At 69.2% G+C, this 13,885-nt stretch carries 13 protein-coding genes; 5 read left to right on the forward strand and 8 right to left on the reverse strand.

The genetic code is table 11. The annotated features are described in order from the left end of the window. Positions 1 to 3: 3 nt before the first annotated feature. Positions 4 to 636, reverse strand: coding sequence for a PH domain-containing protein (locus HDA44_RS19450; protein WP_184836432.1), 633 nt, complete (start codon positions 634 to 636; stop codon positions 4 to 6). Between the two features lie 131 nt (positions 637 to 767). On the opposite strand from HDA44_RS19450, the gene HDA44_RS19455 reads away from it, so the two are divergent. Together HDA44_RS19455 and HDA44_RS38940 are read left to right on the forward strand one after the other, a co-directional pair. Next, positions 768 to 2,162 carry an OFA family MFS transporter gene (locus tag HDA44_RS19455; RefSeq protein ID WP_184836434.1) on the forward strand — a complete coding sequence of 465 codons (1,395 nt, stop codon included), beginning with the start codon at positions 768 to 770 and terminating at the stop codon, positions 2,160 to 2,162. Further along, positions 2,159 to 2,266 carry an MFS transporter small subunit gene (locus HDA44_RS38940; RefSeq protein WP_420488533.1) on the forward strand — a complete coding sequence of 36 codons (108 nt, stop codon included), beginning with the start codon at positions 2,159 to 2,161 and terminating at the stop codon, positions 2,264 to 2,266. The genes HDA44_RS19455 and HDA44_RS38940 overlap by 4 nt, the downstream gene beginning before the upstream one ends. Positions 2,267 to 2,278: 12 nt before the next feature. Here the strand turns inward: HDA44_RS38940 and HDA44_RS19460 are convergent, their stop codons facing one another. Then, the gene (locus tag HDA44_RS19460; protein WP_184836436.1) at positions 2,279 to 3,121 is read right to left on the reverse strand and encodes a biotin--[acetyl-CoA-carboxylase] ligase; all 843 of its coding nucleotides are present in this window, start codon (positions 3,119 to 3,121) and stop codon (positions 2,279 to 2,281) included. After that, entirely contained in the window at positions 3,121 to 5,748 is a 2,628-nt protein-coding gene (locus tag HDA44_RS19465) for a phosphoenolpyruvate carboxylase (protein ID WP_184836438.1), read from the reverse strand. Before HDA44_RS19465 ends, HDA44_RS19460 begins: the two co-directional genes overlap by 1 nt. A gap of 199 nt (positions 5,749 to 5,947) precedes the next feature. Here HDA44_RS19465 and HDA44_RS19470 point away from each other — a divergent pair, with 199 nt between their 5' ends. Further along, complete coding sequence (locus tag HDA44_RS19470) at positions 5,948 to 6,427, forward strand: SCP2 sterol-binding domain-containing protein (RefSeq protein ID WP_184836440.1); 480 nt, start codon at positions 5,948 to 5,950, stop codon at positions 6,425 to 6,427. A gap of 67 nt (positions 6,428 to 6,494) precedes the next feature. Here HDA44_RS19470 and HDA44_RS19475 read toward each other — a convergent pair whose 3' ends face one another. The 5 genes from HDA44_RS19475 to HDA44_RS19495 all read right to left on the reverse strand — a co-directional run bounded on the left by HDA44_RS19475 (position 6,495) and on the right by HDA44_RS19495 (position 11,927). Then, positions 6,495 to 7,592, reverse strand: coding sequence for a hypothetical protein (locus HDA44_RS19475; protein ID WP_184836442.1), 1,098 nt, complete (start codon positions 7,590 to 7,592; stop codon positions 6,495 to 6,497). 1 nt (position 7,593) lies between these two features. Next, entirely contained in the window at positions 7,594 to 8,004 is a 411-nt protein-coding gene (locus tag HDA44_RS19480; RefSeq protein ID WP_184836444.1) for a hypothetical protein, read from the reverse strand. Positions 8,005 to 8,306: 302 nt separating this feature from the next. Next, positions 8,307 to 9,002 carry a hypothetical protein gene (locus tag HDA44_RS19485; RefSeq protein WP_184836446.1) on the reverse strand — a complete coding sequence of 232 codons (696 nt, stop codon included), beginning with the start codon at positions 9,000 to 9,002 and terminating at the stop codon, positions 8,307 to 8,309. 24 nt (positions 9,003 to 9,026) lie between these two features. Beyond that, positions 9,027 to 11,075, reverse strand: coding sequence for a hypothetical protein (locus HDA44_RS19490; RefSeq protein ID WP_184836448.1), 2,049 nt, complete (start codon positions 11,073 to 11,075; stop codon positions 9,027 to 9,029). A gap of 273 nt (positions 11,076 to 11,348) precedes the next feature. Then, complete coding sequence (locus HDA44_RS19495; protein ID WP_184836450.1) at positions 11,349 to 11,927, reverse strand: hypothetical protein; 579 nt, start codon at positions 11,925 to 11,927, stop codon at positions 11,349 to 11,351. Between the two features lie 88 nt (positions 11,928 to 12,015). On the opposite strand from HDA44_RS19495, the gene HDA44_RS19500 reads away from it, so the two are divergent. Further along, a complete protein-coding gene (locus HDA44_RS19500) occupies positions 12,016 to 13,593 on the forward strand; it encodes an acyl-CoA carboxylase subunit beta (RefSeq protein ID WP_184836452.1) in 1,578 nt (525 codons plus the stop codon). Next, on the forward strand, positions 13,590 to 13,781 hold the full coding sequence (locus tag HDA44_RS19505; protein ID WP_184836454.1) for an acyl-CoA carboxylase subunit epsilon: 192 nt from the start codon (positions 13,590 to 13,592) through the stop codon (positions 13,779 to 13,781). Before HDA44_RS19500 ends, HDA44_RS19505 begins: the two co-directional genes overlap by 4 nt. The last annotated feature ends 104 nt before the right edge of the window (positions 13,782 to 13,885 follow it).

Here is a 13,885-nt window from a genome sequence, read left to right on the forward strand (position 1 = left end):
TCGTCAGCGACGGTCGTCGTCGTCTGAGCTGAAGATCGTTTCGCCGTCGTCCGCTGAGCGTGGCCGTTGCTGCTGGGCCTGCTCCGGGCGGCGGCGCATGTGCTCCGGCGGCTCCTCGTCGTCCAGAATGCCGTCGCCCATCTTGCCGTCCGGGCCGCCGAAGAGCAGGTCGGACATCTGCAGGTGGACGTGCTCGACGTGCGGCACGTCCGGCAGCTCCACCTGACCGCGTTCGCCGGCCGACTCGATGTGCAGCGTGCCGCAGCCGAGGATGCGGTCGATCAGGCCGTGCTCGTACGAGACGTCGTTGACCCGCATCAGCGGGATGTCCCGCCCGGTCCGGGTCAGGATGCCGTGCCGGGTGATCAGCCGCCGGTTCGTCACGGTGTACGTGGAGAAGTACCAGTTCAGGACCGGCTTCAGCGCGAACGCCGCCAGCAGCACCACCCCGACCGCGAGGATCGCGATCCGGGCCGGCGTCTGCAACGAGCCCGACGGCACGATCGCGGCCAGGAACCCGCCCGCGCCGGCCACCACCAGCAGCAGGAAGACCGGCCCGATCAGCGCCTTCCAGTGCGTCCGGGTGCTGACGACGATGTACTCGTCCTCACCCAACAACTTCGCCGAGATCGCCATACCCCCAGTCTCACAGGTGCCGGGTTCGGTTGTCCTGTCCCGACACGAACCCGTCCGAAGCGGTTCAACTCTTCACAAGATGCATACAGTGAGCAATGATGCGCGAGGGGTTACCAGCCGAGGGAGCCGGGATGGCCGTCTTGCCGATACTCGACCGCGAGCACACCGTCGCACCACCGGGTTACAGCCGCTGGCTGATCCCGCCGGCCGCGCTGGCCGTACACCTCTGCATCGGGCAGGCGTACGCGACCAGCGTCTACAAGACCTCGATGGTCAAGCACTTCGGCAGCAGCCAGACCGCGGTCGGCGTGGTGTTCAGCATCGCGATCGTGATGCTCGGTCTGTCCGCCGCGATCGGCGGCACCTGGGTCGAACGCAACGGCCCGCGGAAGGCAATGTTCGTCGCCGCCTGCTTCTGGTCGGCCGGATTCCTGGTCGGTGCCCTCGGCATCGGTACCGGTCAGCTCTGGCTGGTCTACCTCGGGTACGGCGTGATCGGCGGGATCGGCCTCGGCATCGGGTACATCTCCCCCGTCTCCACGCTGATCAAGTGGTTCCCGGACCGGCCCGGGCTCGCGACCGGCCTGGCGATCATGGGCTTCGGCGGCGGCGCCCTCGTCGCCAGCCCGCTGTCCCGGCAGTTGCTCGGGCTGTACGACTCCGGTTACGACCCGAACGTGAGTACGTCGGTCGCGGGCGGCGGCGCGCTGGCCGGGCTGTTCCTCACCCTCGGCATCGGCTACTTCGCGATCATGATGTTCGGCGTCTTCACCATCCGGGTCCCCGCCGACGGCTGGACACCGGACGGTTTCGACTCGGCCGCGGTACGCCAGAAGACCCTCGTCACCAGCGCGAACGTGTCCGCGGCGAACGCGATCCGGACACCGCAGTTCTGGTTGCTGTGGATCGTGCTGTTCTGCAACGTGACCGCGGGTATCGGCATCCTCGAACAGGCCAGCCCGATGATCCAGGACTTCTTCCGCGGCCAGGACGGTATGTCAAGCGTCGCGGTCGCGGCGGCCGCCGGGTTCGTCGGGCTGCTGTCGATCTTCAACATGGGCGGCCGGTTCGGCTGGTCGTCCACCTCGGACGTGATCGGCCGGAAGCCGATCTACGCGCTGTACCTGGGCATCGGCATCATCGCGTACACGTTGCTCGCCACGGTCGGGCACACCAGTACGGCGGTGTTCGTACTGCTCGCGGCGGTGATCATCTCGTTCTACGGCGGCGGATTCGCGACCGCGCCCGCGTACCTGCGGGACCTCTTCGGTACGTATCAGGTCGGCGCGATCCACGGCCGGCTGCTGACCGCGTGGTCGGCGGCCGGGATCGCCGGGCCGCTGATCGTGAACGGCTTCCTCGACCGGGAGGGCAAACCCGGCACGCTGACGGCATCGGCGTACCGGCCGGCGCTGTTCACGATGGTCGGCGTACTGGCGGTGGGATTCGTCGCCAACCTGCTGATCCGCGCGGTCGCCGACCGGTTCCACGAACAGCCCGCGAGTACGACGGAGGCAGCCCGATGAACCAGACCGCACGCCTGGTGATCTCGTGGCTCCTGGTCGCCGTACTGCTCGGCTACGGGATCGTCGAAACCCTGATCACCGCGGCGAAGATCTTCACCGCGTAGCACGCGGGTGCGTCACGTCGCCGGCGGCGTCGTGCGCAGGTGGGTCACGTCGCCGGCGGCGAGCTGGTGTACGCCGTCGCGGGTGTCGACGATCAGCCGGCCGTCATCGGCCAGGTCACGGGCGGTACCGGTCAGGAACGTACCGTCCGGAAGCTCGACGCGTACCTGCTGACCGAGGGTCGCGGACAGCTCGCGGTACTCGGGCAGGATGACGCCCGGGTCACCGTTCGCCTCGACCCACGACCGATAGCGATTGGCGAGCTGCCTCAGGACCGCCGCCAGTACGGTCGCGCGGTCGGTGGTGGCCGCCTGCTCCAACGCCAGTGAGGTAGCAGCCTCATGCGGCTTCTCCGACTCGCGGAGCGTCACGTTCAGACCGATCCCGATCACGGCGGCCGGCCCTCCGACAGGTCCTCCGGCCGGTCCTTCGACGCGTTCGAGGAGGATGCCGGCCAGCTTGCGATTCTCGACCAGTACGTCGTTCGGCCACTTCACCTGCGCTGGGATCTCCGCGACCTCACGGACAGCCGCAGCCACAGCTAGTGGCACCAGCAGGCCAAGCCACGGCCAGCGGGACGCTTCCACCGCTGTCGGTCGCAGCAGAACAGACATGAGCACAGCTGACTGCGCCGGTGTCGTCCATGTCCGGCCCAGTCGGCCACGACCGGACGACTGGTACTCAGCAGTGACTACCAGCCCCTCTGGCTGACCGGCAGTGGCCGCGGCTGCCACGACCGCATTGGTCGACGGTGTCTCGGCCAGTACATCGATCTGCGTCCACAGCGAACCGGGACGCACCAACCGGCCCCGCAGGAACTTCTCGTCCAGCGGGGGCCGGTCCAGGTCGTTGAACATCAGCCGGTGTTCTGCAGGCCGGCTGCAACACCCGAAACGGTCAGCAACAACAGCCGTCGGGTACGGATGACCTGCTCCTCGTCCAGTGAGTCATCGGTACGCAGCGTCCGGAGCGCCCGCAGTTGCAGGTAGCTGAGCGCATCGACGTACGGGTTGCGCAGCTCGACCGCACGGCCCAGTACACGCCGCCCCTGCAGCAGCCGCTCCTGGCCAAGCACCTTCAGCACCCACTCGGTAGTAAGTGCATGCTCGTCCAGCATCTGCTGCGTCAGCTCCGGCCGGTCACCCAGCTCGAGGTACCGGCCGAGGATGCGCCGATCCGTCTTCGCCAGCGACATCTCCGCGTTCTCCAGCATCACCTGGAACAACGGCCAGTTCTGGTTCGCCTCCTGCAGCAGAGGTACGTCACCAACTGCAGAGAGCGCTGTGCCCAGCCCGTACCAGCCTGGTGCGTTGACGCGCGCCTGCGACCAGGCGAACACCCACGGGATCGCCCGCAGGTCCTCCAGCGACGAAACCGCCACACCACGCCGGGCCGGACGTGAACCCAGTGGCAGCTGCCCCAGCTCCTCCAGCGGAGTCACCGTACTGAACCACTCCGCGAACCCGTCCGCCTTCACCAGCCGGTGGTACGCCGTCCGCGCAGCCTCGTCGAGCGTCTTCTCCATCACCGCGAACCGCTCCGCGGCCACAGTGGCCCGCTCCTCGATCGCAGGGGTCGACGCCAGCAGCGTCGCCGCAGTGACCTGCTCGATGTGCCGCTGCGCGATCGGAGCGTTCCCGTACCGAGCCGGAATCGCCTCACCCTGTTCAGTGAGCTTGAACCGACCAGCAACCGAGCCAGGAGCCTGTGCAAGTACTGCGCGGTTGGCCGGGCCACCACCACGGCCCAGTGCACCACCACGACCGTGGAACAGCGTGAGCCGGATGGCATTGCGCTGCGCCCAGGCAGTGATCCGCGCCTGCGCGTCGTACAGCGCCAGCGTCGCCGACACCGGTCCGACGTCCTTGGCGGAGTCGGAGTAGCCCAGCATCACCTCGAAGCGCCGGTCGTTCGCAGTGAGCCGATGGCGTACGCGGGTGAGCTGGATGGCGTTGTCCAGCACCTCCACCGAGTTCTGCAGGTCTTCACCGGTTTCGAACAGCGGCACGACATCCAGCTCGATCGGACGGCCGTCAAGCGCGGCGTCCGCCAGCTCGTACACAGCTGCGAGGTCACCGGCGTTGCGGGTGAACGACACGACGTACCGACGGCAGGCCTCCGGGCCGAAGCGCTGCTGGATCTGTGCGATCACCCGCAGCGTCGCCAGCACCTCTTCGGTCTTGTCCGACAGCTCACCGCCGCCCAGCACCTCCTCCAGCGCCTTGGCGTGGACGGAGGAGTGCTGGCGGATCTCCAGCTCGGCCAAGTGGAAGCCGAACGAGTTCACCTGCCAGATGAGTTGCTGCAGCTCGCCGTACGCCTGGCGTGGCGCACCAGCGGTCACCAGGGAGTCCTGCAGCACCTTCAGCTCGTGCAGGAAGTCAGCGGAGCGCGGGTAGCCGAAGTCAGCGTCCCGGGACCGAGTGGCCGCCAACCGGCGCGCCGCGAGCAGCAGCAGCTGCCGGTGTGGCTCGGAGGGCGAACGGGACTCGATGTCCCCGATCAGCTCCGGGTTCACCGCACGGGCGTCCTCCAGCAGCCGACGGACCGGCGCGGACGGCGGCGTGGTCGCGGCGTCCAGCGTCAGCGAACGGCCGAGTTGCTCAGTGGCCCGCTCCAGCGCCCGGAGCACGTGGTCGGCCTGGATCTGCATCGCCTCGCGCGTGATCGCGGCGGTCACGTTCGGGTTGCCGTCGCGGTCACCACCGATCCACGACCCCAGATGCACGAACGGGGCCACCACCGGCGTACGCGTCCCGGCCGCGTCTCCGGCCAGCGCGTCGTCGAGCCGCCGGTACACGTTGCCGACGACATCGAACAGCGTCTCCTCGAAGACCGCCATCGCCGACCGGACCTCGTCCAGCGGAGTCGGGCGGCTGGTGCGGAGCTGGGACGTACGCCAGAGGACGTCGACCTGCTCGACCAGCCGGCGACGGTTCCCGGCCAGGTCGCTGTCACCGGCACGCGGGTCGTGCCGCTCGTCCAGCAACGACGAGATGCGGCGGATCGTCGCCAGTACGGCACGGCGCCGCGCTTCGGTCGGATGCGCCGTCAGCACCGGGCGGAACTCCAGGCCGTTCAGCAACGCCCGCGCCTGCTGCTCGCCGCTCTCCTTGGTGATCTGCTCGACCGCCTGGGCCAGCTCCGAAACCACCGCCTCGCTGCCGGCCCGATCACGCTCACGCAGCACGCGCGCGCGATGCAGCTCCTCGCTGAGGTTCGTCAGATGGAAATAGCAGGTGAAGGCACGGGCCACGTCCTCGGCACGCTCGTGCGGCCAGGAGGCCACCAGCGCCTCGGCCGCGGCACCGTCGCCGGCGATGGTCAGCTCACGCAGCTTCTCGACGTCGTCGAGCAGCGGCTGACCGGCATACTCGACCAGAACTTTGCCGAGGATCTCGCCGAGCAGGCGGACGTCGGCCCTGAGTTCCTCAGGCACCTCGAACCGCGCGCGGGTACGGGTCTCACTTCCGGTCTCGCTCACGTTCGCCCACCCTATCGGCGGACGCGCGTCGCCGCCGCCGAGTCCATCCACTGGAAGCCGATCGTGACCGACTGCTCAGCTACCCCACAGTTTTGACCACTCTGCGTCACCGGTCCGCGCATTCGTCAGTACTTGACAAAGCCACGGCCACATAGGAAATTCCTACGGTCTGGTAGGGAAGCTGCCGCGGGGGTGGTCGATGACCGAACGAGGCAGTGCCGGCTGGCTGGAGTCCGAGGGTGTCGCCGCCCTGGACGCGAGCGAGCTGGCCCGACTGGTCGACCGGACGTCGGAGCGGGAGCTTCGGCATCGACTCATCGGGGGAGTACGAGAGATCGCGTTGCGCGAGATCTTTCGCCGGATGCCGGAGTACCTCCGACCCGCCCGGGCCGCCGGATTCGAAGCTGTCATCAGCTGGCAGATCACCGGCGCGGGCGGGTCCGCCCGGCCCGAAGCCGTCACCGAGTACTGCCTGCACATCCACGACGGCCACTGCACCCTGAAACCACCCGGCGGCGCCGCGGACATCTCCATCCGCACCGACCCCACCACCCTGCTCCGAGTAGTCACCGGCAACGAGGACCCGATCACCGCCGTCCTCAAACAACACCTCACCGTCCAAGGCGACCTGGTCCGAGCCGCCCGCCTAACCAAACTATTCGCCGCCGGCCCCAGCTAACAGCCGGCGCTCGGAGTCAGCCGGCTCGGATGGTCGGTGGGCTGAACAGACGGGGGATGGTGGATGGTCAGCGGGCTGGTGGTTCGGTGGAGCGGCCGGTCGCGGGGCCCGAGTTCGGGCCGCCGGAGCGTCCGTCCCCGCCCTCCCCCTGCCGAACCCGCACCGCCTCCGAAGCCGGCAACTGAGCCCCGAACGCCGCCCGCAGGTTCACATCATGTTCTTGGTCTTGGTCCGGCCACCCACCCGTCTGCTGATGGCCACGCTGTTCCTGCCGCCCCCGGCTCTGTTGCTGCTGTTGCTCGGGACCGGAGCCGTAGTACGCCTCGGCGCTGCGAACGATGTCCATCGCGAAGTCTGCGAGCTCCATACCTGTCTGCCTGGAGACCGACCGGCGATTGACCGCGGGATCGGCGTTGTCCTTCAGCTCCATCAGCCCGGCGAACCCATGGTGAATCTCCCCGGCAAGCTCCTCCCGAATCGCCTCCTGCTCCTTGACCGGCACGAGATTCGGCAGCTGCGACGCATCGAACAACAGATCCGCCGCCACCCACGGCTTTCCGTCGCGCTGCTGCCCGGCCATCTGCCGCAACACCTCGTCACCGTCGAGACCGGTCTCGATCCCGACCTGGTCGGCGAACGCGCGGGCGGCGGGCTCCCACGCGGGGTACGAGTGCGGCCCACGCTGTTTCTGCACCGCCAGCACGCCCTCGACCAGAGCTCGGGGCAGGACCTGACGGGCGACCCGGTCGACCACGGCCTGACTCCAGGCCTCGGTGACCCCTTCCTCGATCGCCTTGGATTCGGGCACCTTCATGGCTTCGAGCCGATCGCGGTGCTTGACGCCCTTCGGCGCCAGCAAATGCGTGTACTCGTGGATGACGGTCTTGAGCGCGTTCCGGAACCGTATCCAGTCCCGTACGGTCGCCCCTTGCCCGCCGGTCGCGAACATCCTCTGCAGGGGCTCGATGACCGAGTCCTGATCGAAGCTGATCCGGCCGGCCGGATCGGCCCTGCCCCGCAAGCCTGGCTGGTCGGTGTAGCCGATCCAGCCGTTCCACAACGACTGGGCGGCGCCGGACTCCCGCAGGACCGCCTGCTGGATCCGTTCGAAGAGCCCGTTGCCGATATCCGGAACCGGGCTGTCGTGCCGTCTGCGGAGGGCCATCTCAAACCTCGGTTTCCAGCTCGATGATCTCGGCCAGTGACTCGTTCAGCTCCAGCACGGCAGCACATTCGGCAGGCGTGGGTGCGACCCGCGCGATCCGGTTGATTTCGGCCATCGCGGTCGCCGCGCGAACCCGGCGTTCGACCGGCGTACCGTCCGGGGCGAGGGCACGGAGCAGTACGTTCGAGGCTGCTCGCAAGGACTCACTCTCTGGGGTACGGGCCTCGATGACGAGGTTGTCGAGGGTGGTCAGGTAGCGGCGTGCCTTCGCCCGCTCCGCGTCGTCCCGGATCGTCTCGGCATCCGCCCGCAACCGCTCCACGGCGGCCGCCAAAGCTTCCGGCTCAACGAGCTCCCGGCCCCAGGAGCGCAACACCCGGCGTCGCGCAGCGTCGAACTCCACGTACTCCACGTGAGCATCATTCCATCGGCGAACGCACTCCAGCCCGCAGCCGCGCGGAGCCGACGCTCCGAATCCCCCCAACCCACCGGGTCCACCAGCACGCCGGACACCCCGGCTCGGATACCAGGTACGCACCGGGTGCCGAGTACGAGCCAGGTCCCGGGTACGCGCCAGGCGCCGGGGGCGAGCGCGGCGGTCGCGTCACGTGCCTCGACGACGACCGGGTGATGGGCGCCGGGTGATGGGTGATGGGTGCGAGCCCGGTGTTGGGTGCGAGCCGGGTGCCGAGCCGGACCGGGGCGGGTGGCTTCTCAGAACTCGCGGCCTGGTGCCTTCGGTGTGCTGCCGGTGGTCGGCCGGGCCGGGGCGGCGCCGGAGCGTTGCCCGGGAAATTGTCCTGGCCGGCGCAGTGCCGGGTCGTTGGCGAAACCCGCGGTCCGATCGTCGACGCCGGTCTCCTCGACGCCGGACTCGCCGACGCCGGAATCACTGATGCCGGACTCGCCGACGCCGGATCCGTCGACGGCGGACCGTGGCGCGATGATGGAGGGGCCGTCGGCCGCCCTGGCGACGCCTGGGCCGGCTTCGGGCTGATCGCCTTCGGCGTCCAGGAGGTCGAGGGTCTCGGCCAGCGTTTCGATGTGTTCGAGGGCGGCGTCGTGCTCCTCTTGGGTCGGAGCGGTGGCCGCGATCCGGGTGATCTCGGCGATCCCCTCCTCGGCACGGAGGCGGCGCTCGGCAGCCGTACCAATGGGTGCGACCGCCCGCTGCATCGCATCGGAGGCCCGCTGGACGGTCTCACTGCCGGGAGTACGTGCCGCGTCCACCAGAGCGTCCAGCGTCTCGAGGTAACGGTCAGCTTTGAGCCGATCTTGTTGACCAGGGATAGTCGCTGCCTGCCGGCGCAGGTTTTCGACCATCGTGCGCAGTACGGCCGGGTCGGTGATCTCCTCACCCCAGGCGTTGGTGATCCGGCGGCGTTCGGCGTCGAACTCGGCGTACTCCACGTGCCTAGTTTGGCATCCTCGGTGTCAGCGGTCGTGGATTTGGCCGGGCTTGTTCGGCGAGCCCTTCCCGGGTACCGCCCGCGAATCCTCCGTCCCGGCACCAGGCCCACCCGCCGCACTCCCCGGCGGCCGAAGCGCCGGATCACGCCCCGGCACAAACCGAGTCAACTCACCATCAACACCAGCCCCCTCCCCCACCTGCTCCGTCCGGTCAGCCTGCTCCGCCAGAACGACCTGTTCTGCCGGAGGTGGCTGAGGGGTGTGGGCTGCTTGCTCGGTGGCTAGGAACCAGGCTTCGTCTTCGAGTTGATCTGGGGGTACCAGGCCCTCCGTGGCCGCGTCGTGGGCCTCGGCGAGCAGGCGTTGCTCGATGGCGCGTTCCTCCTCGGCGATCTGTTCGGCGAGGGCGGCTGCCTCCTGTTCGGCGCGGGCGGCTGCCTCGGCCGCGCGGGCTTCTACGTGGGTTTCGACGATCTGGTTGGCGAGGCGGCCGGTCTGATGTCCGTACCGGAAAGGATCGGCAACGGACTGGTCGTGGACGAACGTCTGCTCACCGCCGGCCCACCGATCCAATTCGCCGGGCAGCGCGTCGAACCTCTGGTCGATCTGCTCCGCGATCTCGTCGGCAACGCGCAACCGCTCGGTCGGCTCGAGCCACGGCTCGACCAAGGGCCCGGTCACCAGCGCGTCCGCCACCGTCTCGCTCATCCGGATCCGGTCCTGCCCGGTCATCAGCCGCAGCGTCTCGCCGTCCTGCCGCCGGGCGGCGACATCGATCGCGCTGGCAAACCCGCGCGCCGCTGGTGCAAGCCGCTGATCCGCTGCCGGCGCCTCGCGTACCTGCCGCGCCTGCTCCGACGGCAACGACAGGTCGACGATCTTCGCGTAGTTGTCCTCCGCGAACGCCTGACCGACCGCCTGGTCGATCACCGTGTACCGCGGCGCGAACTCGACCGCCGCCGCCTCGAGCGTGGAACTGTAGTCATCCGGCACCGCCATCCGCGCGTACGAAGCGGCCACCACCTGGAGCGCTTCCCGCGCGGTCGCCGCCTGCTCCGTGGTCAGCGGGTGCTCCGAACTGCTTTCCATCAACGCGCTCAGGGCCATGATCTGCGTCGCGCTCAATCGAAGCGTGGCGTCGGGAGCCTGGCCAAGCTCAATCTGGATCCGGCCGTTCCACCGGGACCCCGGCGCCTCGGAGAGTTCACCGACAACGTCCTGGACCTGCCGGCACAGCGCGTCGACCGACTTCGGCCGCGGTTCCTCGGGCCAGCCGAATTCGTCGAAGCTGCGGTACAGGTCCGACATCGTCTCGTTGCCGAGCTTGCTGGCGGTGGTGATCGCGTCCGCGCCAAGGTTCGCCGCTGCCCGCCTGGCCCGGAAGTTGGCCACCACGTCGGTACCCGGCCGCTGCCGCTCCGCGCGCTCGAACTGGGACTCGATCTGGTGCGCGAGGTCTTCGACGAGCGTGTCCCGTTGCCGCGCCGGCAGCGCCTGGTACTGGTCCCGTGGTTCGAGCAGCATCCGCGCGGCCGCCGGTGCGACCGCGCTCCGGCCGGCCGCGACCAGGTCCCGCAGTACTTCCCGCTCGCTGCCTTCGGTGCGCGCGATGATCGACACCACCACCGCCCGCGCGGCGAGTACGTCGCCCTCGTGCTGCCGCGGTTCGAACTTGCCGAGGTACGCCGCCTGTCCCTCCGGCAGCAGCTGCGCCATCAGCCGCGGCATCGCGGACTCGGCGTACGCCCGGCTGATCCCGGCCTCGAAGCGGTCCCGGCCCAGGTCGTAGATCTCACCGAGCGGCCGCTCGCGGGCCACCAGTACTCCGGCGCAGGCCGCGACCGTCTCGGTCAAGGCCTCCCGAAGCGCTGGACGTACGTCCACCTGCCCCAGCGCCGGTCTCAGCTGGTCCGGGTGGTGCAGGTTGTCCGCGAGCGGTCGTAGGTAACGCTCGATGGTCCTCGTCACCCGGTCGGCGATCTGCTCGCCGACGGCGAGTGAGCGGGTTCCGGTGTCGGCGACCACGAGCTCGTTGATTCTCTGGACCAGAGCACTGACCGTCGCGTCTGCCATCACCGCAACCTACCGCCGCGGAGGGTTGCCGACCGGTCGGCAACCCTCCGCCGCCATCCGCCCCAAACCGGTTTGGGGCGGATGCCGACGTAGAGCGGGGAGGGTTGTGCCCCTGCAATGGGCAGTTAGGCACCCCAAACCGGTTTGGGGGGGGTAACGGGTGGGGGTGCCGGCTACGGCGGCTGGGGTCGCGGAGTGCTCGGTTTGCGGGCCGGGCTGCCGGGGTGTCCCGTTTGAGCTGGCCGGCCGATGGCCGGGGCGTCACGTTTCGGGCTAGCGGGTCGGGCCGCCGGGGATGTCGCGTCTGGGGCCAGCGCCTCGATCAGTTCTTGCCTGGTCGCCGGCTCGTCCGGGCGTGGTTTGGACGCCGCCCGGTCGCGGGATCGCCGGGTCGTTCGCGAACCTCGCGGCCGGATCGTTCGCGACGGATGCGGCCGGATCGTTCCCGGCGGACGCGCCCTGCTCCGGAAGCAGGTCCGCCGGGTTCGGCGGGTTCACCTCGAACGTACGGACCGCTGCCATCGTCTGATCGCCCAGCCCCGCCCCGAACCGCTCCGCCTCGCGACGCACGTGGGCGTCGGCGCCTTCGAGCCGCCAATCGGCCAGCCGGGCAGGAAGTTCGTTGAAACCCTCGGTCAGCATCGTCACGATCGCTGCCTTCGCCGCGGGCCGGCTCTCCGGCGGGATCGACGACCGCGCCATCATCGTCTCCGCGGCCGGCCCCATCACGGCGTCCGGCGACCCCAGCTGGTCGTTCCGCAGCCCGGTATCGGTGTCGGCATGGTGCTCCACCCGGTCCACGAGCCATCGCGCCACGATCGCCTGGATATCGTCAAGCCGTTCATCTGCCACGAGCGGCAGCGTAGCGGCCGGGCGAGTCAGCGGCGTTGCGGCCGACGTCACAGGCAGCGAGGCCTACTGACGCGTAGGCTGCCGGTTCATGGGAGAGACGGTGAACATCCACACCACCGCCGGGAAGCTCACGGACCTCGAGCACCGGCTGGACGAGGCCGTACACGCCGGGTCGGAGCGGGCGGTCGAGAAGCAGCACGCGCGCGGCAAGAAGACCGCCCGGGAGCGGATCACGATGCTGCTGGACGAGGGTTCGTTCTCCGAGCTGGACGAGTTCGCCCGGCACCGGTCGACCAGTTTCGGCCTGGACGCGAACCGCCCGTACGGCGACGGCGTGGTGACCGGCTTCGGCACCATCGACGGCCGTCAGGTGTGCGTGTTCGCCCAGGACTTCACCGTCTTCGGCGGCAGCCTCGGCGAGGTGTTCGGCGAGAAGATCGTCAAGGTGATGGACCTGGCGATGAAGATCGGCTGCCCGCTGATCGGGATCAACGACTCCGGCGGCGCGCGGATCCAGGAGGGCGTGGTGAGCCTCGGCCTGTACGGCGAGATCTTCCGCCGCAATGTCCGTGCCTCCGGCGTGATCCCGCAGATCTCGCTGATCATGGGCCCGTGTGCCGGCGGCGCGGTGTACTCCCCAGCGGTGACCGACTTCACCGTGATGGTGGACGAGTCGTCGTACATGTTCATCACCGGCCCGGACGTGATCAAGACCGTCACCGGCGAGGACGTCAGCCAGGAGGAGCTCGGCGGTGCCCGGACGCACAACACCAAGTCCGGCAACGCGCACTACCTGGGCAGCGACGAGGAGGACGCGATCGAGTGGGTGAAGGCGCTGGTCGCGCATCTCCCGCAGAACAACCTCGAGGACCCACCGGTGTACGACGCGCCGGCCGATCTCGAGCCGAACGAGACCGATCTCGCGCTCGACACGCTGGTACCGGATTCGCCGAACCAGCCGTACGACATGCACGCCGCGATCGAGGCGGTCGTCGACGACGGCGACTTCCTCGAGGTGCACGCGCTGTTCGCGCCGAACCTGGTCGTCGGTTTCGGCCGCGTCGAGGGCCGCCCGGTCGGCGTGGTCGCGAACCAGCCGATGCAGTTCGCCGGCACCCTGGACATCGACGCGTCCGAAAAGGCGGCCCGCTTCGTCCGTACCTGCGACGCGTTCAACCTGCCGATCCTGACCTTCGTCGACGTCCCCGGCTTCCTGCCCGGCACCGATCAGGAGTGGAACGGCATCATCCGCCGCGGCGCGAAGCTGATCTACGCGTACGCGGAGGCGACCGTGCCGATGATCACGGTGATCACCCGGAAGGCGTACGGCGGCGCGTACGACGTGATGGGGTCGAAGCACCTCGGCGCGGACATGAACATCGCCTGGCCGACCGCCCAGATCGCGGTGATGGGCGCGCAGGGCGCGGTGAACATCCTGCACCGCCGCGAACTCGCCGCCGCCGAGGACGTCGACGCGCGCCGCCAGGAGCTGATCACCGAGTACGAGGATCACCTGGCGAACCCGTACGTGGCGGCCGAACGCGGTTACATCGACGCGGTGATCAAGCCGAGCGAAACCCGCGCCGAAATCGTCCGCGCACTACGGCTCCTCCGCACCAAACGCGACACCCTGCCGCCGAAGAAGCATGGGAACATTCCCCTGTGAAGATCATCAAGGGCGATCCCACGCCGGAGGAGCTGGCTGCTCTGGTCACGGTCCTGGCTGCCCGCGCCGGCACGCCCGGGCCCAGCCCGGATCCGCAACGGGCCAACAACTGGGCCACCTACTGGCGCAACGCCCGCCAGCCGCTCCACCCCGGGCCCGGCCAATGGCGCGCGTCCGCCCACCCGTAGGCCAACCGACCCCTACCAGGCCCCCGGCCAACCGTCGCTCGCCGCATTGCCCCGCCCGGTCCAGGTGCCCCGCCCGGTCCAGGTGGTTCGGCCGGTCCAGGTGG

This window comes from Kribbella solani (assembly GCF_014205295.1).
GTDB classification, from domain to species: domain Bacteria; phylum Actinomycetota; class Actinomycetes; order Propionibacteriales; family Kribbellaceae; genus Kribbella; species Kribbella solani.